The organism is Marinobacter sp. PE14 (genome assembly GCF_053566155.1).
Genome location: NZ_JBQXNY010000006.1, coordinates 69,848 through 95,861 on the forward strand (window position 1 = coordinate 69,848; position 26,014 = coordinate 95,861).

Sequence of the window (26,014 nt, forward strand, 5' to 3'; positions counted from 1 at the left end):
CCCGGTGATCACCGGATGGGGCTTTTTTGTAGCAGCGTCAGAACTGACCGCTGCCTGTCCTGGCGCTCAGTCTCCGGAGCCAGGGTTGATCTCGAGCAGCTCGACATCAAACACGAGGGTCTCGTTCGGTCCGATCGCCCTGTTGCCGCCCGGGCCGTAGGCCAGATCGGACGGAATGTAGAGCTTGTAACGGGCACCCTCGCTCATCAGCTGCAGGCCCTCGGTCCAGCCGGGAATCACCTGGTTCAGGGCGAAGGTTACCGGCTCGCCGCGCTCGCGGGAGCTGTCAAACACTTCACCGGACAGCAGTTCACCGGAGTAATGCACCTGAACGGTGTCTGTTGCTGCCGGCTTTTCGCCGTCACCCTGCTCAAGCACTTCATACTGCAGGCCGGACTCGGTGGTTTCTACACCTTCACGCTCTGCGTTCTCGGCAAGGAAGGCTTCGCCGGCATCCAGGTTCTTCTGTGCCAGTTCTTCCATCTGCTTGCCCTGCTCTTCCTGCAGCTGCTGCTGGTAGGTCATCAGAGCCTGCTGGATTTCCTCGCGGCTCATGCGCTTTTCTTCTTCATCGCCGGCGTGGCCGTGCTGGATGCCCTGGAGGAACTGGTCCATCTGCAGATTTGGCAGGTCGTTGCCCATGCGCTCACCGAGAACCAGGCCCATGCCATAGCTAACCTTTTGGTCGGTGGAATCCAGTTTTGGTTGTTCCGGGGCTTCGGGTGGTGTGGAACAGCCAGCCACGAGGCCGGTCACTGCCAGTGCAAGGAGCGTTTTCTTCATTGCATTATCCTTTAACGTCGGTGCTCGGGGCAGGGCCCCGCGTTGTGTTTGTCAGAACGCAGAAGGTAACGGGTTCCGGCATCAGATGCCACTGAACATGTGTTAAGAAACCGGACGTGTCAGCTCAGCTGCCGTTGGTGCCGGCAGCGGAAGGGCCCAGAGAGAAAGGTGCGCTGTAGGGCGATTTCCAGTCTGTTTCAGGCTCCTGCGGCTGAATCCGGGGAAAGGCCTTGTCGCGTCGCTCGATAGCGAGGGTGTTCCAGCGGCCTTGCTCAGGCGGCTGGTCAGCGTAGTGCCAGTTGCCGTCGGTATCCTGCCACTTGAACACGATCTCGGGGCCCTCGGTAGGAATCGGGGACGGCACCAGTCCTTCAAACGCGGGAATCTCGGGCTGCTCGTGTTCTGCCACAGGTTCGGAGACCTGCTCCGGGTCGTTCAGACCGAAGAAAATCAGCAACAGCAACAACCCGAGAGCCGGGAACGAGAGCCGTATGAGCCATTTCATCATCATGGCTGATGGTCTCCCTTGGGAAAGTGGGCCAGAGTATCGGCCAGTGTATTCAGCAAGGGCCTTGCATCGTCCTCAATGGGTAAGGTCGGTGCTGCCGCAAACAGATTGTTGATGATCAGTGCGTCGCGTCCCTGCATGTCTGCGTGTTCCGGGTTAATGGTCATTAGCGTTCGCCAGCTCAGGGCGAGTTCAATCTGTTCGGCTTCAAGCTCCAGGCCGGCGATGCCGGTGCGAAGCTTCTGACAGTTGTCGGCGCTACCGGGCAGCGATTTTCGCGCGCTGCGGAGGGCAACGGTTACACGGTCGCGCCACTCTGTTACCGTAGCGTCCTCGACCCCGGCGAAGACCCTGCCAGAGAGTGCAAGCCAGGCCGCACTGAGAATCCGCGTTACGCTCCAGCCCTGATTCTGAAGCGCCAGGCAGCTGTTCTGGACATCCGGACGTTTCCAGAACGCCAAGGCAAAACGCCAGAGCGGGTTGTCCGGTTCCAGATCTGCCGGAAGTTCCAGCGGCGGTGTCGAAAAATCCGGGATGGTAGCCGAGCCGACCGACATAGGCGCTGTGCCTTCCCTGAACACTTTACGTTGATAAAATGAAAGCATGTTAACGATAACCGATCTCAGTTTACAACGGGGCGGCGTCTGGTTGCTAGAATCCGTCAGCCTGACGGTGCAACCAGGCCAGCGTGTCGCGATCGTCGGTGCCAATGGTGCCGGTAAATCCAGTCTTTTCCAGCTCTTGCTGGGCCAGTTGGCGCCGGAGCAAGGCGCGGTCTCTCTGCCTGGCGGTTGCCGCATTGCTCATATGGCGCAGGAGGTGGAGGCCACCGAGCGCAGCGCCCGGGATTTTGTTCTTGATGGCGATCTGGATTTGCGCCGCCTGGAAGGTGAACTTGCCAGGGCCGAGGCAGCAGGTGACGATCATGCCATTGCCCGCATACACGGCGAGCTGGATGTGCACGAGGCGTGGTCCGCCGGCCGCCGGGCCGAGGCCTTGCTTCGCGGGCTGGGATTCTCGGACGAGGACGCTGACCGGCCGGTATCAGCGTTTTCCGGTGGTTGGCGAATCCGCCTGAACCTGGCGCAGGCCCTGATGCGACCGTCCGATCTGCTGCTTCTTGACGAGCCCACCAACCACCTGGATCTGGATGCCTGTCTGTGGCTCGAGAACTGGCTGCGTCGCTATCCCGGGACCCTGCTGTTCATCTCCCACGACCGCGATTTCATGGATCGGGTCGCTACCCATGTGGTGCATTTCGACCGTCGTAACCTGGAGCTGTATACGGGTAATTACTCAGCATTTGAGGGTCAGCGCAGTGAGCGTCTGGCCCAGCAGCAGGCCGGTTTTGAACGCCAGCAGGCCAGAATCGCCGAAATCCAGCGGTTCATCGACCGGTTCAAGGCCAAGGCCACCAAGGCCCGCCAGGCCCAGAGCCGGGTCAAGGCGCTGGAGCGGATGGAGCGCATTGCCCCGGCCCATATTGATTCGCCGTTCAGCTTCGAGTTTCCCGTGGCCGAGAAGGTTTCTAATCCGCTGTTGTCGATACGCAATGGCAAGGCCGGGCACGGCAGTACCGCGATCCTGGATGGCATTAACCTGACCTTGTTACCGGGCAGCAGGGTCGGTCTGCTGGGTCCCAATGGCGCGGGCAAGTCCACCCTGATGGATGCACTTCGGGGTGAGGGCACCTTGATGTCTGGCGATCGCACCTGTGGCGAGCATCTGGCCATCGGCTATTTTGCCCAGCATCAGCTGGAATCCCTGGATCTGGATGCCAGCCCTTTCCTGCATCTTCAGCGACTTTCCCCGAAGGCGTCAGAACAGAGTATCCGGAACTTCCTTGGTGGCTTTGATTTTCATGGCGATGAAGCCCTGAGTGCTATCCGGTCGTTTTCCGGCGGCGAAAAGGCCCGCGTGGCGCTGGCCGTGATCGCGTGGCAGAGACCCAACCTGCTGCTGCTGGACGAGCCCACCAACCATCTGGACCTGGAAATGCGCCAGGCTCTGACCATGGCGCTGCAGAACTTTGATGGCGCTATTGTGGTGGTTTCTCACGACCGGCACTTGCTCAGGAATACCGTGGACGAGTTCTGGCTGGTCAATGATGGCCAGGTAACGGAGTACCAGGGCGATCTGGAGGATTACGAGCGCTGGCTGGCGGACCGTCGGAAAGACGACACGGAAGCACCAAAACGAATACCAGTCGGGCAGTATGCTGCCGAAGAGACTTCCGAGGCGGTGGGCGAGAGTGCCGAGGACCGGAAGGCGCGCAAACGGGCCGAGGCAGCTCTTCGCCAGAAACTCAGTCCCTATCGTAAAAAACAGAGTGCTCTGGAAAAGGAAATGGACCAGCTTCAGCAGAAGCTGTCAGCTCTGGAGGAGCAGCTATCCGACCCTAACCTGTACGACGACAGCGGCAAGACCCGTCTGAAAGAGTTGTTGGGTGAGCAGGCCACCGCAACCGCCCGCCTGGAAGAGGTGGAGGCGCAGTGGCTTGAGGTTAGCGAAGAGGTGGAGTCCCTGGAGGCAGAGTTAACTGGCTGAGCGCGCTCAGCCGCCGTTCAGTTCCAGAACAAAGTCCTGTTTGGCGAGATAGTCCCGCTCGTTTTCCAGGTCGGCCAGGGTCAGTGGCCTGTCATCCAGCCAGCCTGACGGAAACTCCAGCACCAGCTTGTCTTTGTGTGCGGTCAGGGTGAATGCCGGAGGTGGTTCCATGTTGCGTGGGTGCTGAATCAGAACCGCCAGGCGCACCAGCACGCAGAGGTAACGCAGCCTGGCAATGTCTTCCGAGTCCAGGCCCTCGAAGATTGCCGAAGCGAATTTTCGCCGGTGGCCGCGCACCAGGGTGGCCAGGTCGCGCTGGAACTGTTGGGTGAAGCCGGGCAGATCCGAGTAGCGCAACAGGTAGGCGCCGTGTTTATGGTACTGGCTATGGGAAATGGTCAGGCCGATCTCATGCAGTCGGCAGGCCCAGCGCAGCACTTCTTCATCTGCCGGAGTGTTCAGGGCCCAGGCGTCGGCAACCTGCTGCCAGGCCGCCACGGCAGTCTCCTCAACGGCAGTGCCATGTTCCTGGTCAACGTGGTAACGCTCCTGAAGTGCGGAAATGGTTCGCTCACGGACATCCTCGTGCTGGATTCGCCCGACAATGTCGTAAAGCAAACCTTCCCGCAGAGCACCATCGGCGAATGCCATGTCCTTGATGCCGAGGGACTGGAATGCCCCCAACAGGATGGCAAATCCGGCCGGGAAGATGCTCTGGCGGTCCGAGCGTACGCCCAGATCTCCCAGTTTTTCTGTTTTACCCATGTCTACGAGCCGCTTGCGAAGTTCCTGCATGGCGGCGAGCGTAATGGTGCCGTCGGTGATCTTCAGGGTCGCCAATACGCTGGCAATGGCTTTGATCGAGCCGGATGAGCCCACCGCACTTTGCCACCCCACGGAGCGGTAATGCTGACGGATGTTGAGCAGTTCCTGTTCGGCGTGGGTCACTGCCTTGTCCATCTGCCGCCTGGTTATCTTGCCGTCGGGGAAATACCGGTTGCGGAACGACACGCAGCCCATGTGCAGGCTTTCAAGCTCCTGGGGTTCAAACCGCTGGCCGATGATGAATTCGGTGCTGCCACCGCCAATATCAATAACCAGTCGACGCCCGATGTCGTCGGACAGGGTATGGGAAACCCCCAGATAGATCAGGCGTGCTTCCTCGCGGCCGGCAATAATCTCTACCGGATAGCCCAGCACTTCTTCAGCCCGGGCCATGAACTGATGGGCATTGCGGGCCACGCGAAGCGCGTTGGTACCGACAATCTGCACCGCCTCTGGCGGCATTCCCTTGAGCCGTTGGGCGAAGCGTCCCAGGCAGGCCAGGGCCCGCTCCTGGGCGTCTTCGGTGAGCCGGTTGTATTGGTCCAGCCCGGCCCCGAGCTGGACCTTTTCTCCCATCTTCTCGAGGGTCCGGATTTCCCCATGCACTAGTCGGGCAACCACCATGTGGAAGCTGTTCGAGCCCATGTCGATGGCTGCGAGTACCTCGGATGAGGCGGCAGCGTTTTCGGCGGTGGATGCGGCCGTCACGTGGTCGGAATCCTTTTGAGATGAACGTGCGGGGTACTATAAGCGAAATCCCTCAGGCCTGTCAGTAGCCGGAAAACCGGGCATTTGCCGGGGGGCAGGCATGGATCGGTTCTTACCGCTTCACATCCGGCTGATCAATCGCGTAAAGTATGTCTTACCGTGATTTGGGTGAAAGGTTGTCTGTATAGCCCGGACAGCCTTCAGCGACAGTCAACAGCACCTGTGCCCGGCAGGGTATTCCCTGAAAGGGATATGCCGATGTGCAGCAGTAGTGCATGAATCAGGAAAAGGTAATGAGCGGAAATATCGTAAATGTAACCGACGCTTCTTTTGAGCAGGATGTACTGCAGTCCGACGTCCCCGTACTGGTGGACTACTGGGCAGAGTGGTGCGGCCCCTGCAAGATGATTGCCCCGGTGCTTGAAGAAATTGCCGACGAATACGACGGCAAACTGAAAGTCTGCAAGCTCAACATTGACGAGAACGAGCAGACCCCGCCGAAGTTCAACATCCGCGGTATCCCCACCCTGATGCTGTTCAAGAACGGCAATGTGGACGCCACGAAAGTCGGCGCACTCTCCAAATCCCAGCTGGCGGCCTTCCTGGACAGCAATCTCTGATTGCAGTCAGGTCACCAGAAACCGCCCCTGAGTCGAGGCTCACGGGCGGTTTTTTTATGGCCAGTTACTTCCAGTCGTCGGAGCGCGCCAGATCAGACTCTTTCTGTTCCACCCAGTGTTCTCCGTCTGAGGTGATTTCCTTCTTCCAGAACGGCGCCGATGTCTTCAGGGCGTCCATGATGAACTCGCAGGCCGCGAACGCGTCCCCACGGTGAGCGCTGCACACCCCCACGAAGACAATCTGGTCGCACAACGCCAGCCGCCCCACCCGATGAATCACCCGGGCCTTGCGCACATCCCAGCGTTTCGAGGCGTCATCAATGAGCCCCTGAATCACCTGTTCGGTCATTCCGGGGTAGTGTTCAAGGTAAAGTCCCGTAACACCCTGCAAGTCGCCGCTGTCCCGCACCAGACCGGTAAAGGTTGCTATGGCGCCGGTGCCGGCGCCACTGTCACGCAGGGCCGCGTATTCAGCGGCAACATCAAAGTCTTCAGACTGGACCGAAATCATCTCAACCTCCGGTGACCGGCGGGAAGAAGGCGAGCTCATCGCCGGCTTTCACCTCAGTGCCCGGTTTTGCCATGGCCTGGTTGATCGCAATCATAACCGGCTGGTCGCCCTGCAACTGAACCCAGGGGCCGCCCTGGCTGGCCAGCTCTGCAATTACATCGCCCGCTGTCAGGCCAGGCCTGGCGTCGATAGCCAGCTGGTCGGTTTTCAGGTCTTCGCGCAGACGGGCGAAGAAGCGCACCGTAATCGTGTTATCACTCATGGTCAGCTCAACAGTTCCGCAAACGAGTAGTAGGTTAGCAGGTCGCCGGGGCTGACCGTGCTGTTTTCAGGCACCACAGCCAGACCGTCGGCCCAACAGGTAGAGCTCAGGATGCCGGAGCTCTGGTTGGGGTATGCGGCCACCACCGGCCCGGATCCCCGGGGTTCCTTGCGGGCCCGGACAAACTCCCGGCGTACCGACGGCGAGGTAATGGTGAAGTCTGCCGGTATCCGCTCGCCCGAGAGAGGTTTCAGGTTGCGTCCCTGGCGTTTCCGGATATAGGGCATGCCCACCATCAGGAAAGTGACCAGCACAGACCCCGGATTCCCGGGCAGTCCCAGCACCGGCGTCCCTCCGATGGCGCCAAAAGCCACGGGTTTGCCGGGCTTGATAGCCATTTTCCAGAGCGACAGGCTGCCGGACTCCTCCAGCACCGCGCGCACGTGGTCTTCTTCACCCACGGATACACCACCGCTGGTGATAATGAGATTGGCGGACTCCGCGGCACACAGCAGCGTTTCGCGCGTCGCCTCACGCCTGTCTCTCAGCGTCTCGCAAAGCACCACCTCGCAGCCTGCCTCGGTGAGCAGCCCCATCAGGGTGAAGCGGTTGCTGTTGTAGATCTGGCCCGGCCCGAGCGGCAAGCCAGGGTCCACCAGCTCATCTCCCGTTGACAGGATCGCGACTTTCAGCCGCGCCAGGACGGCGACACGGGCAACGCCCATGGAGGCCAGCAGTCCCATCTCGTTAGGACGCACCTGTGTACCTTTTGCCAGAGCAAGATCGCCCCGGGTCAGATCCTGCCCCCGGCGGCGAATATTCTGCCCTTCGTCTACCTCCGCCTGAACAAGAATGCCGGAGTCCGTCATCTCAATCCGCTCCTGCATGACCACCGAGTCGGCACCCTCGGGAATCTCGGAGCCGGTAAAAATGCGCGCAGCGGTGCCGGGTTCCAGTGGCTTCGGCGCTTCACCGGCCGGAATCCGGGCCGAGACCGGTATGGGCTGGTCTCCTTGCAGATCCTGTTTGCGCAGGGCGTATCCGTCCACCGCACTGTTGTCGGCCGGCGGCACGTCGGCCGGTACATAGTGGTTTTCGGCAAGTACCCGGCCCAGGGAGTCGGCCAGGGCGACGGTTTCAATCTGCGTAACCACCGGTGCTTCCGACAACACGTGGTCCAGGGCATCTTCCAGGGGCGTGAGGTTTGGCTTGGCCATCAAATCTTAACTCCGATCGGGATGTCTTCTGCCTCAGCGCTTGGCGCGCTGTCCAATGACTTCGTTGAGTCGCGACATTGGCTTCTCGGGTTTGCGCAAGACCAGCCCCGAGAAATTGCACGGTGTGTGACGGCTGTCGAGCTGACTGAGGAGAATGCCTTGCCAGCCGGTGCGGCAGGCACCGGTCGAGCCAGGCAGGCAGAAAATCACCGTGTGGTTTGCCATTCCCGCCATCGCCCGTGACTGCACGGTTGAAGATCCGATTTCGGCGGCTGACAGGCGACGGAATTCCTCACCAAAGCCTTCGATGGTTTTGTCGAGCAAAGGCCTTACCGCCTCCGGTGTGCTATCTCGTTCAAGCAGGCCGGTGCCACCGGTAATGATCACGGCATGCACCTGTGAATCGGCGATCCAGCTGGACAACAATGCCCGCACCAGATAGACGTCGTCCGGCAGGATCCGGCGGGCGACCAGGTTGTGGCCAGCTTCGACCACGCTGTCCTCCAGAAACTGCCCGGACGTGTCCTGTTCAGGCCCACGGGTATCGGAGACGGTCAGCAGGGCAACGTTCAGGGCTTTCATTTCGGTACTGGGTACACTGCTCATGGATGGGCTCCAGAATCGTAGAAAAGTTGTTATACGCCAGTATCGCCATCACGGGCTTCCAATGGAAGGGAGTAACCCATCAGGGGGAGGCGCCAAAGGCCGGTTGTGGCCGGTTTGGCGTGAAATTGCTGTTAATTTGTGCAGCGCACTTGACATTCGCCAGTCAGGTGGCCGATGATCCCTCTTGCCCGGCGAACGGTTGTTCCCACTCTCTGGCTTCAGTACCTTAATTCCGGACTCCATCTACACCGGTTGCTCCAACTGGCCAGCACCAAGTTCAGCGTTTTTTACGATCAATACGTTCAGGGGCACCCCTGTCATCCCAATACTCGTTTACTTCCATTCCTGAAAATCCAACAAACTATGAATCTTACTGAACTCAAGCAGAAATCCGTGCCCGAATTGCTCGATATTGCGCAAGAGATGGGCCTCGATAACCTGGCTCGTTCGCGCAAACAGGATGTGATCTTCACAATCCTGAAGAAGCACGCAAAAAGCGGCGAAGACATCTACGGCGACGGCGTACTGGAAATTCTGCAGGACGGCTTCGGCTTCCTCCGTTCCGCTGATGCCTCCTACCTGGCAGGACCTGACGACATCTACGTCTCTCCGAGTCAGATCCGCCGTTTTAACCTGCGCACGGGCGACACGGTGGCCGGCAAGATTCGCCCGCCCAAAGACGGCGAGCGCTACTTTGCCTTGTTGAAGGTCAGCGAGATCAATTTCGACAAGCCGGATAACGCCCGAAACAAGATTCTCTTCGAGAACCTCACTCCGCTGTTCCCGGACGAGCGCCTGATGCTCGAGGCCGGTAACGGCAGCACCGAGGATCTCTCGTCCCGGGTCCTGGACCTGGTGGCGCCCATCGGCAAAGGCCAGCGCGGGCTTATCGTTTCCCCGCCCAAGGCGGGTAAGACGCTGCTGATGCAGAGCATCGCCCAGTCCATCACCCGCAACAATCCGGAGTGCCATGTCATGGTACTGCTGATTGACGAGCGGCCAGAGGAAGTGACCGAGATGCAGCGCACCGTGCGCGGCGAAGTCATCGCCTCCACGTTTGACGAGCCGCCGGCCCGTCACGTGCAGGTTGCTGAAATGGTAATCGAAAAGGCCAAGCGTCTGGTCGAGCACAAGAAGGACGTGGTTATCCTGCTGGATTCCATCACGCGTCTGGCTCGTGCCTATAACACGGTGATTCCGTCCTCCGGCAAAGTCCTGACCGGTGGTGTTGACGCCCACGCCCTGGAAAAACCCAAGCGCTTCTTCGGTGCCGCCCGTAACGTGGAAGAAGGCGGAAGCCTGACTATCCTTGCCACGGCGCTGGTCAACACCGGTTCCAAGATGGACGAGGTTATCTACGAGGAGTTCAAGGGCACCGGCAACATGGAGATCCATCTGGATCGCAAGATTGCCGAGAAGCGGACCTATCCGGCGATCAACATCCGCAGCTCCGGCACCCGTCGTGAGGATCTGCTGATGAGTGAAGCCGACATCCAGCGGGTCTGGATCCTGCGCAAGCTCCTGCATTCCATGGACGACGACACCGCCGCCATCGAGTTCCTGCTGGACAAGCTCAAGGACACCAAGACCAACGACGAGTTCTTCCAGTCCATGAAGCGTCGTTGATCTCTTCCTAGCTAGGACTAGCGCCTCTGGTTTTGGGGGCGGGCAGAGCCGGGGAGAACCTCCCCGGACACGCCGTGAACCCATCCCTGGGGGCTCGGCATTGCCATCCCTGGCAATGCACGGTCCGGGGAGGTTCTCCCCGGCTCCGCCGTTCATGCAACGTGCGCGCAGCTTGTTCCAACTGCTTTAAAGCAGTCCAGCGACCACCGATCTCCGTAGTACTGGCATATCTGAACGGAGTAACCGATGAAATACAACGACCTGCGAGACTTCATTGACCAGCTGGAAAAGCTGGGTGAGCTGAAACGCATCAGCGTTGAAGTCGACCCTCATCTGGAAATGACCGAAATCTGCGACCGTACATTGCGGGCAGGTGGTCCTGCGTTGTTGTTTGAAAACCCCAAGGGCTATGACATGCCGGTGCTGGCCAACCTGTTCGGGACACCGAAGCGGGTTGCGTTGGGCATGGGGCAGGATAACGTCACGGCGCTTCGGGACATCGGTAAGCTCCTCGCGTTTCTCAAGGAACCGGATCCCCCCAAGGGTTTCCGCGATGCCATCGAGAAACTGCCGTTATTCCGGCAGGTGATGCGGATGAGTCCCAAGGTACTGCGTTCCGCGCCCTGCCAGGATGTGGTGATTGAAAAGGATCAGGTGGATCTGTACCAGATTCCGGTGCAGCACTGCTGGCCGGGCGATGCCGGGCCATTGGTAACCTGGCCTCTCGTGATTACCCGTGGGCCCCATAAAGAACGCCAGAACCTGGGTATCTACCGGCAGCAGGTCATCGGCCGCAACCGTCTGATCATGCGCTGGCTGAGTCATCGCGGTGGTGCCCTGGATTTTCAGGAGTTCCAGAAGAGCAATCCTGGCCAACCCTATCCGGTGGCTGTGGCTCTTGGTGCCGATCCTGCGACCATTCTGGGGGCGGTTACGCCGGTGCCGGATACGCTGTCGGAATACGCCTTTGCCGGGCTGCTTCGCGGCAGCCGGACCGAGCTGGTCAAGGCGGGGTTGAGCGATCTGCAGGTGCCGGCGAGCGCCGAGATCGTGCTGGAAGGCTTCATCTACCCGGATGACATGGCGCCGGAAGGGCCGTTCGGTGATCACACTGGCTATTACAACGAAGTGGACCACTTCCCGGTATTCACCGTAGAACGGGTCACTCACCGCCGGGATCCGATCTATCACAGCACCTATACCGGTCGCCCGCCTGATGAGCCGGCGATTCTCGGGGTGGCCCTGAACGAGGTCTTTATTCCGATTCTGCAGAAGCAGTTCCCGGAGATCGTGGACTTTTACCTGCCACCGGAAGGCTGTTCCTATCGCCTTGCAGTGGTGACCATGAAGAAACAGTACCCCGGCCATGCCAAACGGGTGATGATGGGGGTATGGTCGTTCCTTCGGCAGTTCATGTACACCAAATTTGTGATTGTCACGGATGACGACGTGAATGCCCGTAACTGGGAAGACGTGATCTGGGCGATCACTACCCGGATGGATCCGACCCGGGATACCACGCTGGTGGAGAATACGCCCATCGATTACCTGGACTTCGCCTCGCCGGTTTCCGGCCTGGGTTCCAAGATGGGGATGGATGCCACCAATAAGTGGCCGGGTGAGACCACCCGGGAATGGGGTGAGCCGATCGCCATGACCGAAGACGTGAAAAAACGCGTCGACGAGATGTGGGATACCCTGGGCATTGAAAGTCCGGCATCCCGCCCCGACTGATATGGGCAGTGAACACCGGGCGGTGCGGCTTTGGCCCTCTGGTATCGCCTTCACTGCGGCGTCGCAGGCAGACTTGCTAGGCGCTGCCGCGCGGGCTGGCATAGCCGTGCCGGCAGCCTGCCGCAACGGGGTATGTGAAATCTGCGAGGCCCGGTTACTGAAGGGCGCCGTGCTTAATACCCGAAACCAACAGACTATAAAGATCGGCGAGCGCTTGATGATGTGCCGAAGCATCGCGCTCACGGATCTGGAACTGGAGATATCCGCCGTTATGGCAGCTGGAAACAATCAGCCTGGCAAGTTTCAGGCAAAGGTCGTGGACGTGAGGTCCATCAGTCACGATGTCTATCGCGTTGAGCTGCAGCTTCCGCGGCGTCGGGAGCTGTCGTTTCATGCCGGGCAATATCTGTCGGTCAATCTGCCTGATGCGGACCCCTGTTACTTTTCCATCGCCAGCAGCCCATCGGACCAGAATATCGAGTTGCATATCCAGGCGACCCCCGAGTGGGTGTCAGCGCAGAAGGTTATTGATGCCCTGACGTCCGGCGGCGAGGTGACTGTGGAGTTGCCCCATGGCAAGGCCTGCCTGGCGTCAGTGCCGACCAGACCGCTGTTGCTGGTGGCTGCCGGCACTGGCTTTGCCCAGATGAAAAGCCTGGTGGATTACCTACGCGAAACGTCCTACGACCAATCGGTCAAACTGTACTGGGGAGTTCGTCGGCACGAGGACATGTATCTTCGCGCCCTGGCACAGCAGTGGCAGGACGAGTGGCCCCGATTCACGTTCCTGCCGGTGGTGGGGGATGACGAGGATAATGACTGGGCCGGCCATCACGACCAGCTGGTTCGCGCGGTTCTTGCGTCCGGTATGGACTGGAAGAATGTGGAAGTCCATGCCAGCGGTTCGCCCACCATGGTGTACACACTGATGGATGCTCTGGTAGATGCGGGCCTGCCCGAAGAGGCGTTCTTTTCAGACGTGCTGGAGTACGCCCCCCGTTCGTGAAGCAGCCTGTGTAGTCGGATAAAAAAGGGCCAGATGAGACTTTCATCTGGCCCTTTCTCATTACACCCTGGCGCTAAGCCCTTGGCATTGGCAGCTCCGGCAGCCCGTTATCCTTGGCCAGCCCCTGCATCAGCAGTTTGACGCTGGCTTCTTCCTCGCCCATATGGGCATTCAGGCGGCTCAGCTCCGCAAGTGCCTCCCGGCTCCGCTTCAGCCGCAGGCTGGTCTCGAAATATTCACGGGCCTTGCCCCAGAGTTCGTTGCGAAGGCTCAGCCGGCCCAGGGCCAGCAGAAGCTCGGGGTTGTTGGGCCGGTCTTTCAGCCATTGTTCGGCCAGTAACAACTGTTCATCCGGTTTCTGGCCCTTCACCCGCCCGTACAGATTGATCAGCTCATCGCTCCAGTGGTTGCGCAGCACCTTGCGCAACAGGGTTTCGGTCTGTACCTCGTCGCCAAGGCTGGCAAGCAGGCGGGCGTAGTCCCTTATGGTGTATTCGTCGCGACGCAGGAAGCCCGGCAGTTCGTCCCAGAGCCTGGTCAGCGGTTCCAGGGATGCCTCGGGATCCTGTTTCTGCTGGCGCCGGCAATCCTCCGCGGCACGCTCCAGCAGGTTATGCCAGACCTGGCGTTCCAGATCATTGAGTTCCGCTTCCGAAAGCACGCTGCGTTTGCGAAGTTCAGGCAATAACCTGGACAGCTCGCGCCAGTCTTCCAGGCGCAAATAGGTGTTTTTGAGCAGTTTCAGCACAAAGGGATGATGGGGCGACTGTTTGCGAAGGCGAACCAGCGTGGCCAGGGCCTGTTCAAGGCGGTTGCCTGCCAGTTGCAGCTGGGCCTGGGTAATACCGACGGCCATGTCAGAACCGGGGGTGCTGTCGAAGGCCTTGCGCAGCAGTTCATCCACGGCCTCGTGATCACCGGTCTCGAACGATGCCTGAGCGGCGGCAAGATAATTGATCAGGGGCGTGTCTGCATGGCTGGCGGAGGATGTCAGCAGTTTGCGGGCCCTGGGCCAGTTGCCCTCGGCCAGCGCCAGCAAACCCTGGGTAGTCCGGCGCCGGGCCCGGCGTTCATTGCCCCGGGCAATCCAGCCCGCCACCAGGCCGGTGCTGGTTCTGAGTCGGCGGATAAGGTTGATGGTCAGGACGGTCAGCACGATCAGGGCCACAATCAGGCCCAGTCCCACCCAGAAGTTGGTTTCGATCAGGTAATGGCCAAGGCTGATCCGGATGTAGCCCAGATCATATTGCAGTCCGAGGGACAGGCCGGTGCCAATCAGCAGCGCCAGCAGAACGATCAGTAACAGGCGAATCATGAATCATCGCCTCCATTACCGCCGTCGGCGTTATCCTCGCCATTACCGTTGTTGGCATTGAGGCGTCCGGCCAGTCGCTCCTTGAGCAGGTCGAGGGACTGACTGATATCCGGCAGTTCCGGGTCCACGTTCTTGCCAGCCAGCTCAGCCAGGGTTTCACTCAGGGCGGTGACCCGGGGATTGCTTGCGTTGTACCAGTCGTCAATGGTGGTTAGGGCCTTGGTAAGGGCGCGCTCATACAGCGGCTGGTTGCCCCGCAATACCGCCATCTCCGCCTCTTCCAGCATCAGCTGGAGGTTGAGTCGGGCATAGGCGCTCTGGTCGGGAGAGAGTAGCGGCTTGACCGGCTCGTCCATGCGGCGCACAACCACCACCTGCATCAGTGTTGCTTTCACCTTGTTCCAGGCCTGTGCCACGGCGCCGGGTTCTTCGCCGGTTCCAGCGCTTTCTCCCTGTGCAGCGTTGACGACAAAGCCGGGCGCGTTCTCGCTAATCAGGGCCTGGTCGGTAAGCTGGTGAATGCTGTCGATGGCCGCTTCCAGTTTCAGGTAGAGGCCGGTGCGGTCAACGCCGGCCAGGCCCTTGAGTGCGAGGATTTCCCGGGCCAGTTGCTGGCGAACCGGGTAGACACCGATGTCGTCGGATTCAGTCAGCACTTCGTCGGCCGCTTCCAGGGCCGACATGGCTCCGCGGATGTCTTTTTCGATCATCAACCGCTGATTGGCAATGCGCAGAAGGTATTCCGCCTCGGCCAGCAGCCAGTCCGTGCGTGTGCGGTTTCCGGCTTCCAGCAGTTCGCGGGCATTGTGGTCGATCTGGCGCTGCTGGGTGGCAATCAGTTCCCGCTGGCTTGCCAGTTTCTCTTCCAGGGACTGCAGGCGCTGGCTTTGCTGGCTGCCACGGTCGCCATAGAGATCTTCAAGCTGGGCGGTGTCTTGCTCCAGGCCCTGGAGTGTCTGCATGACAGCCTGGTGGTTGTTCCACTGCTGCCAGCTCCAGAGCGCCAGGGCGATTGCGATGATCAGGGCGAGAATGGCAACCAGCCATACCGGCCAGAGTTTCTGGCGAGCAGGCGGTTCCTTGGAAACGGTTGCGGGCAGTTGATTCGTTGTCTCTGTCACGGGCGTCCTTACTTGGCTTTTCCGGAGCCACCGTCCCGGCCGGCAAGTTGCGCTGCAACCGTGGCCACGATGTCGTTATCGGCAAGGCTTCCTGGTATACACGGATTTCGGAATCCCGCTGCCCGGGCCTGTTCGGCAACCCGATCTGCGGGAACAATCAATAACCTATCGTATAGATTATGGCCGCTATTCGCACATAGTGCGATGAGATTGTTCAAGGTTTCGCCCGACAGGGCGACGATGGCCTCCGGAGCAAAGGTATCGAGGGTGGCCCGGATCCGCTCCGGCGCGTGTTCAGGGCGAAAGCGACGATACAGGGGCAGCAGAGTAACGCGGGCGCCCCGGGCTTCAAGGGTTTCGCGGATCAGTTCGCGTCCGGTTTCCCCGCGAGCGAGCAGAACCCGCTCATCCTGGAGGTTTTGTAGTGACGGCAGTGCCAGCAGCGCCTCGCTGGTCCAGCCCTCGGGCGGCCGCCGCGGGCTGAGACCGTGTTCCGCAAGCACGGCTGCGGTGCCGGCACCAACGCCATACCAGCGGATGCCCATAGGCACCTGGGGCCACCAGGTGTCCACCTCTTCCAGCAGCAGTCGGGCGGCAAACGGGCTGACCGCGATCACATGGGAAAATTCATCCAGGCTGAGGATGAGTGTGCGGCGCTCGGGCGTTTCCGGCAGAGGTTCCCGGTTAATCAGCGGCAGGATATGTACATCGGCACCGGCTGAACGAAACCGGCTGGCCAGCCGGGAGGCCTCGGGTTCGGGTCGGCAGATCAGGATCCGCCGACCAACCAGATCAGGCTCAGGTTGGTGTATGGCCATAGATTTCAGCCAGCACCTTGTCGGCCCCGAGAGCGAGCAGGTCCTCGGCCAGTTCGCGGCCCAGACGTTCGCCTTCCGCCCTTGGCGCGCGGCCTTCGACCCGGAAAATCTGGGTGCCATCAACCGCGCCTACCAGGCCCCGCAGCCAGATTGTATCGTCGTCCTCAAGAAGCGCGTACGCCGCGATTGGCACCTGACAACCGCCCTCCAGCCGACGGTTCAGAGCTCTTTCGGCGGTGACGCGATCCCAGGTGTCTTTATGTTTCAGGGGTTCAAGCATGGCTAGCAGATCCTCGTCATCGACCCGGCATTCAATGCCCAGGGCGCCCTGGCCGACCGCCGGCAGCGACACCGTGTCGGGCAGGCAGTAGCGGATGCGCTCGTGAAAGCCCAGGCGCTTAAGCCCGGAGCTGGCCAGCACAATGGCTTCGTATTCGCCGGCATCAAGCTTGGCCAGCCGGGTGTTGACGTTGCCGCGCAGCACGCGAATCTCCAGGTCCGGCCGGTAGGCCCGAAGCTGAGCCTCCCGGCGCAGGCTCGCGGTGCCGACTACGGCACCATGGGGCAGGGCGTCAACGTTGTCGTAACGATTGCTGACGAAGGCGTCGGTCGGGTCTTCCCGCTCGCAGATAGCGACCAGCCCAAGCCCTTCCGGAAATTCCATGGGCACGTCCTTCATGGAGTGGACCGCCAGATCGGCCCGACCGTCCAGCATGGCTTCTTCCAGTTCCTTGACGAACAGGCCCTTGCCGCCAATTTTGGCCAGTGGCACGTCCAGGATCTTGTCACCCTGGGTCTTGATCTTGACCAGTTCCACGGTGATGTTGTCGTGCAGCCTTTCCAGCTCGGCCTTGATGAATTCCGCCTGCCACAGCGCCAGTGCGCTGCTGCGGGTTGCAATGCGAAGGGTACGTTTGGACATGACACTCACTGTCGGTTCGAAAAATGTCCGCCAAGGTTACCTTGTGGCGGCATAAAAGTCCCGTGGCTACCACCTTTGGGAGTGCTGCGGAGTCAGCCTGGCTGGTGCTCCTGTAGCCGCTGGCGAACGCTGCTGGCGTGACGGCGGCTGACCGGAAGCTCACCCTCACCATCCTTTAGCACGACCAGGTTGTGGCCATCCGGCGTCCGTTTCAGCCCCTGGATAAAGCGCGCGCCCACCAGAGTGTTCCGATGGATTCTTAGCAGAGTGCTCGGGTAACTGTTTTCCAGCTCCTTCAGGGTATAGTCACACACGGTCTCACCCCGAGCATGATGAATGGTGACGTATTTCTGATCTGCCTCGCAGTAGAGGATTTCCGACAGATCAATCAGCTCGGTGCCCCGGTGGGTGCGCACCGCCAGCTGCTCCTGGCTCTGGCCCGTCTGTCCGCTCAGAGTCTGCAGCTGCACCCGGTTGACCCTGCCGGCCCTCGCAAGGGCATCCGCCAAGGCCTCCTTGCGAACCGGTTTGAGCAGGTAGGCGATGGCCTGAACGTCGAACGCCTGGATGGCGTAATGGTCGTACGCGGTGCAGAAAATCAGGGCGGGTGGATTTGCGAGCTGACTCAGGCGGCTGGCGGCCTCCATGCCATCCATGCCCGGCATGCGGATGTCCAGCAGCAAAATGTCCGGCTCAAGTTCCGCGACCTGTTTCAGAGAGCTGTCGCCGTCTGCAGCGTCGCCACAGACCCTATAGCCCGGGAGCGCTTCCACCAGCCGGCGGATGCGCTCCCGGGCCAGGGGTTCGTCGTCGGCGATCAGGACACTGCGGGTATCAGTCATGACTGGCCTCAATTCGCTTGCTCATGGATTCATGCCTTGCGGGCTTTGTGTTCGCTGGCCTTTTGCCGGGGCAGCCTGAGGGTAACGGTATACACATCGTTCTGGTGGCTGTGTTTCAAGACCGCCGGTTCGCCGAAGAGCGCCTGGAGCCGCGCCTGTATGTTGGCCAGCGCCATACGGTTGCCGTCGTGTTGCTGATTATTCTGGTCCGGCTTCGGGTTCTGCACCAGCAGGTAGACAAAGTTGCCTTTGGCCTGGGCCTCAATTCGCACGGTGCCCCCGTCCGGGCGGGGCTGAATGCCGTGGTAGATGGCGTTTTCTACCAGTGGCTGCAGAGTGAGCGGGGGAATTGCCTGTTGCTCGAGGCCGTCCTCAATCTGCCATTCCAGCTTCAGGCGGTCGCCGAGACGCAGTGCTTCGATGGCCAGGTAGCGCTGGCACAATTCCAGTTCCCTGGACAGCGGGATCAACTGATCGCCGGTGCGAAGGCTGGCGCGAAACAGTTCCGACAGGTCCAGCACCGCCTCTTCCGCCCGTTCCGGGTTGACCGCAATCAGGCTGGCAATGGTGTTCATGCTGTTGAACAGGAAGTGGGGCTGTATGCGAGCCTGAAGCGATGCCAGATGCGCCTGCATTTCCGCCTCCCGCTGCTGTTGCCACTGATGTTGCAGGTAAAAATAGCGCAGCACCATGAGCACGATCAGCAAGGCCAGCAGCATTTTCTTGGCCACGCCCTGCCAGACTGCCACGCCAGCCTGGGGGTGCAGTACGCTGTCGGCAAACAGGCTGAACGCCAGCACATCCAGCAGCACAATGGCCACAATGGCGGTTGTGGCGCCGGAGACTGACATCCGGCTGAGCCTGGACCGGAGGAGACAGATTAGGGCAGCACTGGTGAGGGTGGTCCACTGCACGAACAGCGACAGCAGTCCGAAGTAATTCCAGTCGATCCAGCCTCGATCCGCCTGCACGATAGCCAGCACGAGAACCAGCAGTTCACTGGTTACCAGCAACAGGAATACGGCTCTTACCCGGCACAGGTCCGGAACGAAGAACTCGCTCGCTGTCACACCTTTGTCCCCGTTACGGGGTGTCTCCTTTACCCGGGTCAGAATGGTATACTCCCGCCACGTTCAATGTACCCAGTTCCCGCCAGATGATGCCGGGCTGTCAGCAGGAAAGATAGACCATGACGGATCAGAAAAAGTCTGACCAGACCACAAGCTCTGAAAAACCCTGGGGCGGACGCTTCAGTGAACCTACCGATGCTTTTGTTGAGAAATTTACCGCATCTGTGGGATTTGACCAGCGCCTGTACCATCACGACATCACCGGTTCCATCGCCCATGCCACCATGCTGGCCGAAGTTGGTGTACTCACCACTGAGGAGCGGGATCAGATCATCGAAGGCCTGAAAGGGGTCAAGGCGGACATTGAGGCCGGCAAGTTCCAGTGGTCCGTCAGTCTTGAAGATGTGCACATGAACATCGAGGCGCGTCTGACCGACCGTATCGGCATCACCGGCAAGAAACTGCACACAGGCCGTAGCCGCAACGACCAGGTGGCCACCGATATCCGTTTGTACCTGCGGGACGAGATCGACGTCATTGCCGAGGAACTGAAGCGCCTGCAAGCCGGCCTGTTGGACCTGGCCGAGCGTGAAGCGGATACCATTATGCCTGGCTTCACCCACCTGCAAACCGCCCAGCCGGTAACCTTCGGGCACCACCTGCTGGCCTGGTATGAGATGCTGGTGCGGGACGCCGAGCGTCTGCAGGATTGCCGCAAGCGGGTCAACGTGATGCCCCTGGGTGCGGCGGCACTGGCCGGTACCACCTATCCCATCGATCGGGCAATGACCGCCAGGCTGCTGGGTTTTGACCGGCCCAGCGAGAACAGTCTGGATTCCGTCAGCGACCGGGACTTTGCCATCGAGTTCTGCAGCTTTGGTGCGCTGCTGATGACGCATCTGTCACGGTTCAGCGAGGAGCTGGTGCTCTGGACGTCCGCCCAGTTCGATTTCATTGATCTGCCCGACCGCTTTTGCACCGGCTCGTCCATCATGCCCCAGAAAAAGAATCCGGATGTGCCGGAGCTGGTTCGGGGCAAGACCGGGCGTGTTAACGGCCACCTGATCAGCCTGCTGACCCTGATGAAGAGCCAGCCGCTGGCCTACAACAAGGACAATCAGGAAGACAAGGAACCACTGTTCGACACGGTTGATACCATCAAGGGCTGCCTGAAGGCCTATGCCGATATGATTCCGGCCATTCGAGCCAAGGCCGATAACATGAGAGTGGCAGCCAAGCGCGGTTTCTCGACCGCCACCGATCTGGCGGATTACCTGGTCAAGAAAGGCGTGCCGTTCCGGGACGCCCACGAGATCGTGGGCAAGTCCGTGGCGTTCGGTGTGGCTGAAGGTCGTGATCTGTCTGATATGACCCTCGAAGAGCTGCAGCAGTTCTCCGATCATATCGGTGCCGATGTCTTTGATGTGCTGACCCTGGAAGGTTCGGTCCAGGCGCGTGATCATCTCGGTGGCACAGCGCCGGATCAGGTGCGTGCGGCGGTCGGTCGGGCCCGCAACCAGCTGGGCTGACCCGGAGCACTCAGCGGGGCGAAACGGTTAACCGCCAATTCGCCCCGTAGCCAGGTCCACCGCCGCCGGCGTGAGTTCGTCCAGTGGCTCAGGTCGGCATAGCCGGTAGCCCTGTCCGTAGTGAATGCCCAGAGTCCGGACCTTGCGAAGAGCATCATCGCTTTCGATAAACGTGGCCACCGTCACTTTGCCGGCGGCCTCAGCAATCCGGTGCAGCGCCTCCAGCATCACCTGCTGCACTGGGTCCTCCTCCAGCTGCTGAACCATTCTCCGGTCCAGTTTGATGATATCCACTGGTAACCTCGCCGCCAGGCTGTAGCTTTCCACCGATGCGCCGGCACCGTCCAGGGCAATGCGGAAGCCTGCTTGATGCAGGGCATCGCAGAGTACGGCCACGTCGTCGGGATACTGGGTGGCATGGGCCTCGCGGATTTCCAGGCAGAAACAGTCGGGAGCAAATGGGGATTGGTTCAGGGCATCGGCCATGAAGTCGGCGAAGGTGTCATCCAGCACAGTTGCCAGCGAGAGGTTAAATCCACAGTACTTCAATCGCGGTTCCAGCAAGGGCTGGTTGCCCAACCAGTCCAGAGTTTGCCGGATCACCTGCCGATCCAGACGTTTTGCCAGGTCAAACCGTTCCGCAATGGGCAGGAAATCGTCGGGCAGGAGTGTCGCCTCATCATCCGATGTTGTTGGGATCCGGCAGAGGATTTCGATGTGATCGCCCCAGGTGGGGCTGGCCACCGGTCTCATGGCCTGGTATTCGAGAATCAGCGATTGTTTGTCCAGCGCTTCTCGGATCTGCTCGACCCGTTTGCTGGCGATCGAATCGTCGGTCGGGTTGGCAATGGCCCTGGCCGCGTGAACCCGGTTGCGTCCTGAGGTTTTGGCGGTGTGGCACAGGTCCGCTGCCTGGCCCAGAAGCTGCTCCGGATCTGCGGGGACGTCGTTGTCCAGGATCAACAGGCCGCCCGATGCGGTGGTCTGGAGGCTATGGCCCTGCCAGTCGAAGATAAAGTCGCCGATCAGATCAAGGGTTTCCTGGGCAATCTTGCGGGCCCGCGCTTCCGGGCAGTTCTCGATCAGCAGGGCGAAGGTGTCGCCAGCCAGGCGGGCGAGGGCGTCACGCTGCCGGACGCGCACGCCGAGGTTGCCGGCCAGTTCCCGGAGAAAGCGGTCGCAGGTGCCGCTACCGGCAAGATCGTTAAAGCGTTCGAATTCATCAAGATCCAGGTAGAGCAGGCTGTCACAGAATTCCCTATGGGTTTTCTGCTCCAGGGTCCTGAGTACCCGGGCGATGAATGCCTTGCGATTCATCAGGCCGGTAACCGGATCGTGACGTATCCGGTATTCCTCGCTGGAGGCGTGGTTCAACCTGGGCTCAATGCGACGGGCCACGTGCACCGCACCGGTGATTTCGCCCTGGTCGTTGGTCAGGCGCTGGTAATGGAACTCATGCACCGGTAACTGGCGCGACTGCTGGGCCATGGGCATCTCGACCACGAAGTTGTCACGTTCGAAGGCCCGGTGCCAGAGCCGTTCCATCAGCCTGCGTTCGTTCGGGAACTCCTGAAGCAGGTCGCTCAGATTGTCGCCGGCCTCCGGGCGCCCGCCAAAGGTTTCGGCAAACTGTCTCGCCCAGGCGTCATTGAAGTGGAGCAGGTTGAACGAGAGATCCACCGCCACAATCAGATCGGAGGTGGCGCTGCTGATCGCTGCGAGCATGGTGTTTGCGTGCTGGCGAGCCCTGTCGAGTTTCATATCGGCGGTCCGGTCCACCAGGGTGCCGCCGAGCCCCGTAATCCGGCCGCCCTGTTTCAGGGCCCGACAACTTAGCGTCACCCGCTGTTGATTCTGTTGCGAAGTGACAATGTCGAGATTGATGGAAAGCGCTTCTCCGGTTCGGAGGCAGCGCCGGAACATGGCCCGGACTCTGGCCTGGCCGGTCTGGCAGTAGAAAAGCGCCTGTTCGGGAGTGATTTCGGCGCCCGGTCGCAGCTCGAGAAGCTGGAACATACCCTCGGTCCAGGTCATTTCATTCGTGCGGGTGTCCAGTTCCCAGATCCCGAAACCGGCACTGCTCTCGGCTGCTCGCAACAGACGAGGATCCCTGCTTGAGCTGTCGCACAGGGCTATCGTGGCAGTCGCTGCCTTGTCGGAATCCCGTACGTCGAGTCTCAGGCTCAGGCAGGCGGTGTAGAAGAAACCTTCCTTGTGCCGGAAGGTCACCAGAACATTCTGACCACGCTCGATCCGGTGGCGGTTTGCCGGTGCAAAGGGGTCGTCCTGGCGTGATGCCAGGATCCGGTGCACTGGCTGGCCTTCCAGTTCACTGCTCTCATAGCCAAGTACAGCCTCGGCCCAGTGATCAGCGAACAGTACTTTTCCTTCATCGTCGATGCGTAAAACGGTCTGTCGCTCGGAGGTCGGGGACTGGTCCGAACGGTAGCGGCGAATGATGAATTCTTTCACAGCGGGTGAGCCTCGCGTGTCCTGCAGCTTTTATTTTTTTAAAGGTTTTGCCACGATGCCGACATCATACTCATACTGATCCTGAAAAGAACCTCTCTGCGGAGCCGCCTTGACCGCCCACGTTGCCCCGATTTCCCTCGACTTTGAGGAGGGAATAGATCGCAAGACCCTCCATCGTCTGAGGGACCGGTTTCTGCTGGTCAATCAGCAGCGCTGGAATCGTGCCCATTCGGCCCTGTCCTATCGCCAGCAAATGGTGCTGGAGATTCTGCCTCTGGTTTTTCATCTCAACCATCCGGCCCTGCCTGGCTACCTGGACAGCGATTGCCCCTATGGCCTGAGCAATTACCAGCCGTCACCGGCCACAATCAATGCGGCTCGTCGCCTGGCAAGGACCTTTTCGCTGAAGGATGAAGGCAAGCGCAAACCGGATCTGGACGCCATGTTCCTGATGGGCAGCCCGGGAACCCTTGGTCATTCCGTGGCCAGTGACCTCGACGTCTGGCTTTGCCACCGCAGTGACCTGCCGGAACGGGGCATCCGCTGTCTCGAGCGCAAGGCCGCGAAGCTGGCCCGCTGGGCGGAATCCTTCGGTGTCGAACTGCACGTATTCGTCTTCTGTGCCTCGGACTGGCGTGCCGGTCGGCAGCGGGTGGAGGTGACCGGCGAGAACTGTGGCAGTGCCCAGCATTTCCTGCTGCTGGACGAGTTCTACCGGACCAGCATCCACCTTGCCGGTGCCTGGCCCATGTGGTGGCTGATTCCTGCGGAGCGAGAAGAGACCTACGATGACTGCATGCGCAAGCTGGTGGATTACCGGTTTGTGCGCGCCGAGGACTATATCGACTTTGGTCCGGTGCCGGCGATTCCCGAGGAAGAATTCCTTGGTGCGGGAGTCTGGCAGTTGTACAAGGGGATTGATGCGCCCTGGAAGTCGATTCTGAAACTGCTTCTGATCGAATGTTATGCGCGGACCACCGGTGAGGCTCTGTTGTCCAGCCAGTTCAAGCGAGCCGTTTTCCGCGGCGAAACCGATGCCGACCGTCTAGACCCTTACGTGATGCTCTACAATCGGCTGGAGGGCTGGCTGGCCGGGCCGGAAGTGGCGTCGAGGCTGGACCTGATTCGTCGGAGCCTGTATCTGAAAGCCGGTTTGCCACTGACGCGGTCCGAGGTCTCCGGTGAGCAGTGGCGTGCCCGCCTGCTGCGCCAGTTGGTGACAGGTTGGGGCTGGAGCGAAACCACGCTGGCGGAGCTGGATGATCGTCAACGCTGGCGGGCAGAGGATGTCACCACCCTGCGCCGCACCATCGTCAACGAATTGACCCACGGTTACCGCCTGCTGTCGAAAATGGCCAGGGAGCATGGCCAACGCGCCGCCATCAGCGCGAACGATATCAACCTGCTGGGCCGCAAGCTTTATGCAGCGTTTCAGCGCAAGGCGGGCAAGATCGAGCAGATCAATCCGGGACTGGCTCCGTCGCTGGCGGAGGAAAACCTGGCATTTCATCATCAGTCGGAGCAGGGCGGCGACGCCGACGGCTGGCTGCTGTACCGGGACCTCGAAGACCCGGCAGACGCTTTCTGGCAGCCGGTTATCCGTCGCTCCGGCAATCTGGCAGAACTGATGGTCTGGTGCTACTGCAACGGTCTGCTGACCCGCTCGACGCGACTGAATGTGCGGTCGGGCACCAGTATTGCCTCCGTCAGCGAGTTGCGTGAAATGCTCGATGCCCTGTCCGCGTTCCTGCCATTTCCGATTGCACCGGCGGAACGGGAAGCGTTGTCCCGGGGTGTCCGGCCATTGAGGAATCTGCTGTTGGTGAACGTCGGCATTGACCCTCAGGCCCACCTCACGGAAAAAGGGCTTCACAAGCTCAGTTCCCGGCACGATTCTCTGGGCTTTAGCGGCGGGCGGGAGAATCTGGTAATCAGTATCGACCAGATTACCTTCAACAGCTGGCATGAAGTCAGTCTCCAGCATTACGCAGCGGGCGATACACTGATCCAGTGCCTGAAGAATGTTCTCGCCTCGGTGGCAGCCAATCCCGACGAATTGCCGGCCGTTCAGGTGCACTGCCACAACCGTGGCCATGGCTCTGCCATTGCCCGCCGGGTTCAGGAGCTGTTTGCCGATGTGCTCCGGCCCTTTTTTGCCGGAGGTACCGGCCCGCATCCGCTGCGTTATGTGATTGAAATGGATCGTCGCTACTTCCTGCTCCAGTTCAACGGCCTGGAACCGGGGTTTGTGGCATTCGACAGCTTTGAGGCGCTGATGGAGCATCTGGCGCTTCCCCAGGAGCGCTACCTGCCGGTGGTGTTCGATCGCTACGCGTTGCAGGAGGAGCCAGCCTTGCGGGCGGTTTGCCTGGCCAGCGAACCGGACAACATCCAGGTGTTTTATCGTATTCTCGGCGATCAGGCCCGGCTCTGGGTCGTTGACGAGCTGGGTTCGGTGTTCAGCTGGGAACAGGCGGTGACCAGTCGACGGCACTTGTTGGTGCCGGTACTGCGTTTCCTGGATAACCTGATTGAGCGGCGATTGCTGCGCCATACCGATTCCGCTGGCGTTGTGGCAGGTGTCCAGTGCTACGAGATTGTCCGGCGGGACGGGGCCTGGCGGGCCGAGTACCGGCCGGAGTCGGATTCGGGCTTGCCACTCCCCGGGTTTGAGGTGCAGGCCGTGGGCATCCACGAGGGCGACAGTCGCCTGCGCTTTGACATCTTCTGTGGTGACCAGGAATTCAGCGTCCAGGAATATGGCGACCAGCTGATTCCGGCGGTGGCCCACTACATTCGCTCCCTCCGACATAGCGAAGAGGTCTACCCGGTGTACCTGACCGATGTCCACCTGCCCCACGACCTCGACCCCCGGGTGTATCAGCAGGATATCCAAACCAGCCAATACCTGTATTACCGGTCTGTGCTGGAAGATTCCCTGAACCGCCATCTCGCGAGGGCTCGCTGACCTC

22 protein-coding genes are annotated in these 26,014 nt (G+C 60.4%); 7 read left to right on the plus strand and 15 right to left on the minus strand.

Going from position 1 to position 26,014, the window contains the following annotated elements; translation table 11 throughout:
- Window positions 1-66: 66 nt before the first annotated feature.
- The 3 genes from ACWJ62_RS17625 to ACWJ62_RS17635 form a co-directional block, all read right to left on the minus strand.
- On the minus strand, window positions 67-783 hold the full coding sequence (locus ACWJ62_RS17625; protein ID WP_449287368.1) for an FKBP-type peptidyl-prolyl cis-trans isomerase: 717 nt from the start codon (window positions 781-783) through the stop codon (window positions 67-69).
- A gap of 124 nt (window positions 784-907) precedes the next feature.
- Entirely contained in the window at window positions 908-1,294 is a 387-nt protein-coding gene (locus tag ACWJ62_RS17630; protein WP_449287369.1) for a DUF4124 domain-containing protein, read from the minus strand.
- The gene (locus ACWJ62_RS17635; RefSeq protein WP_449287370.1) at window positions 1,291-1,848 is read right to left on the minus strand and encodes a TIGR02444 family protein; all 558 of its coding nucleotides are present in this window, start codon (window positions 1,846-1,848) and stop codon (window positions 1,291-1,293) included. Before ACWJ62_RS17635 ends, ACWJ62_RS17630 begins: the two co-directional genes overlap by 4 nt.
- 46 nt (window positions 1,849-1,894) lie before the next feature.
- Here ACWJ62_RS17635 and ACWJ62_RS17640 point away from each other — a divergent pair, with 46 nt between their 5' ends.
- Complete coding sequence (locus ACWJ62_RS17640; protein ID WP_449287371.1) at window positions 1,895-3,838, plus strand: ATP-binding cassette domain-containing protein; 1,944 nt, start codon at window positions 1,895-1,897, stop codon at window positions 3,836-3,838.
- 6 nt (window positions 3,839-3,844) lie between these two features.
- Here the strand turns inward: ACWJ62_RS17640 and ppx are convergent, their stop codons facing one another.
- Window positions 3,845-5,371, minus strand: coding sequence for an exopolyphosphatase (gene ppx / locus ACWJ62_RS17645; RefSeq protein WP_449287372.1), 1,527 nt, complete (start codon window positions 5,369-5,371; stop codon window positions 3,845-3,847).
- Between the two features lie 293 nt (window positions 5,372-5,664).
- Here ppx and trxA point away from each other — a divergent pair, with 293 nt between their 5' ends.
- Window positions 5,665-5,991, plus strand: a complete 327-nt coding sequence (gene trxA, locus ACWJ62_RS17650; protein WP_008169901.1) for a thioredoxin TrxA — start codon at window positions 5,665-5,667, stop codon at window positions 5,989-5,991.
- A 64-nt stretch (window positions 5,992-6,055) separates the two neighbouring features.
- Here trxA and ACWJ62_RS17655 read toward each other — a convergent pair whose 3' ends face one another.
- The 4 genes from ACWJ62_RS17655 to moaB are packed head-to-tail and all read right to left on the minus strand — an operon-like array spanning window position 6,056 to window position 8,587.
- On the minus strand, window positions 6,056-6,502 hold the full coding sequence (locus ACWJ62_RS17655) for a molybdenum cofactor biosynthesis protein MoaE (RefSeq protein WP_449287373.1): 447 nt from the start codon (window positions 6,500-6,502) through the stop codon (window positions 6,056-6,058).
- A 1-nt stretch (window position 6,503) separates the two neighbouring features.
- On the minus strand, window positions 6,504-6,764 hold the full coding sequence (locus ACWJ62_RS17660; RefSeq protein ID WP_449287374.1) for a MoaD/ThiS family protein: 261 nt from the start codon (window positions 6,762-6,764) through the stop codon (window positions 6,504-6,506).
- Window positions 6,765-6,766: 2 nt separating this feature from the next.
- Window positions 6,767-7,981, minus strand: coding sequence for a molybdopterin molybdotransferase MoeA (locus ACWJ62_RS17665; RefSeq protein WP_449287375.1), 1,215 nt, complete (start codon window positions 7,979-7,981; stop codon window positions 6,767-6,769).
- A gap of 33 nt (window positions 7,982-8,014) precedes the next feature.
- Complete coding sequence (moaB, locus tag ACWJ62_RS17670) at window positions 8,015-8,587, minus strand: molybdenum cofactor biosynthesis protein B (protein WP_449287376.1); 573 nt, start codon at window positions 8,585-8,587, stop codon at window positions 8,015-8,017.
- 363 nt (window positions 8,588-8,950) lie between these two features.
- Here moaB and rho point away from each other — a divergent pair, with 363 nt between their 5' ends.
- The 3 genes from rho (at window position 8,951) to ACWJ62_RS17685 (ending at window position 12,953) form a co-directional block, all read left to right on the plus strand.
- A complete protein-coding gene (gene rho / locus ACWJ62_RS17675; protein WP_008169890.1) occupies window positions 8,951-10,213 on the plus strand; it encodes a transcription termination factor Rho in 1,263 nt (420 codons plus the stop codon).
- A 246-nt stretch (window positions 10,214-10,459) separates the two neighbouring features.
- Window positions 10,460-11,947, plus strand: a complete 1,488-nt coding sequence (gene ubiD, locus ACWJ62_RS17680) for a 4-hydroxy-3-polyprenylbenzoate decarboxylase (RefSeq protein ID WP_449287377.1) — start codon at window positions 10,460-10,462, stop codon at window positions 11,945-11,947.
- Between the two features lies 1 nt (window position 11,948).
- A complete protein-coding gene (locus tag ACWJ62_RS17685; RefSeq protein WP_449287378.1) occupies window positions 11,949-12,953 on the plus strand; it encodes a 2Fe-2S iron-sulfur cluster-binding protein in 1,005 nt (334 codons plus the stop codon).
- A gap of 73 nt (window positions 12,954-13,026) precedes the next feature.
- Here the strand turns inward: ACWJ62_RS17685 and ACWJ62_RS17690 are convergent, their stop codons facing one another.
- The 6 genes from ACWJ62_RS17690 to ACWJ62_RS17715 all read right to left on the minus strand — a co-directional run bounded on the left by ACWJ62_RS17690 (window position 13,027) and on the right by ACWJ62_RS17715 (window position 19,041).
- Window positions 13,027-14,268, minus strand: a complete 1,242-nt coding sequence (locus ACWJ62_RS17690; protein ID WP_449287379.1) for a heme biosynthesis HemY N-terminal domain-containing protein — start codon at window positions 14,266-14,268, stop codon at window positions 13,027-13,029.
- A complete protein-coding gene (locus tag ACWJ62_RS17695; protein WP_449287380.1) occupies window positions 14,265-15,389 on the minus strand; it encodes a uroporphyrinogen-III C-methyltransferase in 1,125 nt (374 codons plus the stop codon). The genes ACWJ62_RS17690 and ACWJ62_RS17695 overlap by 4 nt, the downstream gene beginning before the upstream one ends.
- A gap of 8 nt (window positions 15,390-15,397) precedes the next feature.
- Window positions 15,398-16,207: a uroporphyrinogen-III synthase gene (locus ACWJ62_RS17700; RefSeq protein ID WP_449287381.1), complete on the minus strand. Its 810-nt coding sequence runs from the start codon at window positions 16,205-16,207 to the stop codon at window positions 15,398-15,400.
- Entirely contained in the window at window positions 16,188-17,129 is a 942-nt protein-coding gene (hemC, locus tag ACWJ62_RS17705) for a hydroxymethylbilane synthase (protein ID WP_449287382.1), read from the minus strand. The genes ACWJ62_RS17700 and hemC overlap by 20 nt, the downstream gene beginning before the upstream one ends.
- Window positions 17,130-17,221: 92 nt before the next feature.
- Window positions 17,222-17,971, minus strand: a complete 750-nt coding sequence (locus ACWJ62_RS17710; protein ID WP_449287383.1) for a LytR/AlgR family response regulator transcription factor — start codon at window positions 17,969-17,971, stop codon at window positions 17,222-17,224.
- A 29-nt stretch (window positions 17,972-18,000) separates the two neighbouring features.
- Window positions 18,001-19,041, minus strand: a complete 1,041-nt coding sequence (locus ACWJ62_RS17715; RefSeq protein ID WP_449287384.1) for a sensor histidine kinase — start codon at window positions 19,039-19,041, stop codon at window positions 18,001-18,003.
- Between the two features lie 119 nt (window positions 19,042-19,160).
- Here ACWJ62_RS17715 and argH point away from each other — a divergent pair, with 119 nt between their 5' ends.
- The gene (argH, locus tag ACWJ62_RS17720; protein ID WP_449287385.1) at window positions 19,161-20,570 is read left to right on the plus strand and encodes an argininosuccinate lyase; all 1,410 of its coding nucleotides are present in this window, start codon (window positions 19,161-19,163) and stop codon (window positions 20,568-20,570) included.
- Window positions 20,571-20,597: 27 nt separating this feature from the next.
- On the opposite strand, the gene ACWJ62_RS17725 is transcribed toward argH, so the two are convergent.
- Window positions 20,598-23,042, minus strand: coding sequence for an EAL domain-containing protein (locus tag ACWJ62_RS17725; RefSeq protein WP_449287386.1), 2,445 nt, complete (start codon window positions 23,040-23,042; stop codon window positions 20,598-20,600).
- Between the two features lie 109 nt (window positions 23,043-23,151).
- Here ACWJ62_RS17725 and ACWJ62_RS17730 point away from each other — a divergent pair, with 109 nt between their 5' ends.
- Entirely contained in the window at window positions 23,152-26,010 is a 2,859-nt protein-coding gene (locus tag ACWJ62_RS17730; protein ID WP_449287387.1) for a class I adenylate cyclase, read from the plus strand.
- Window positions 26,011-26,014 lie beyond the last annotated feature (4 nt).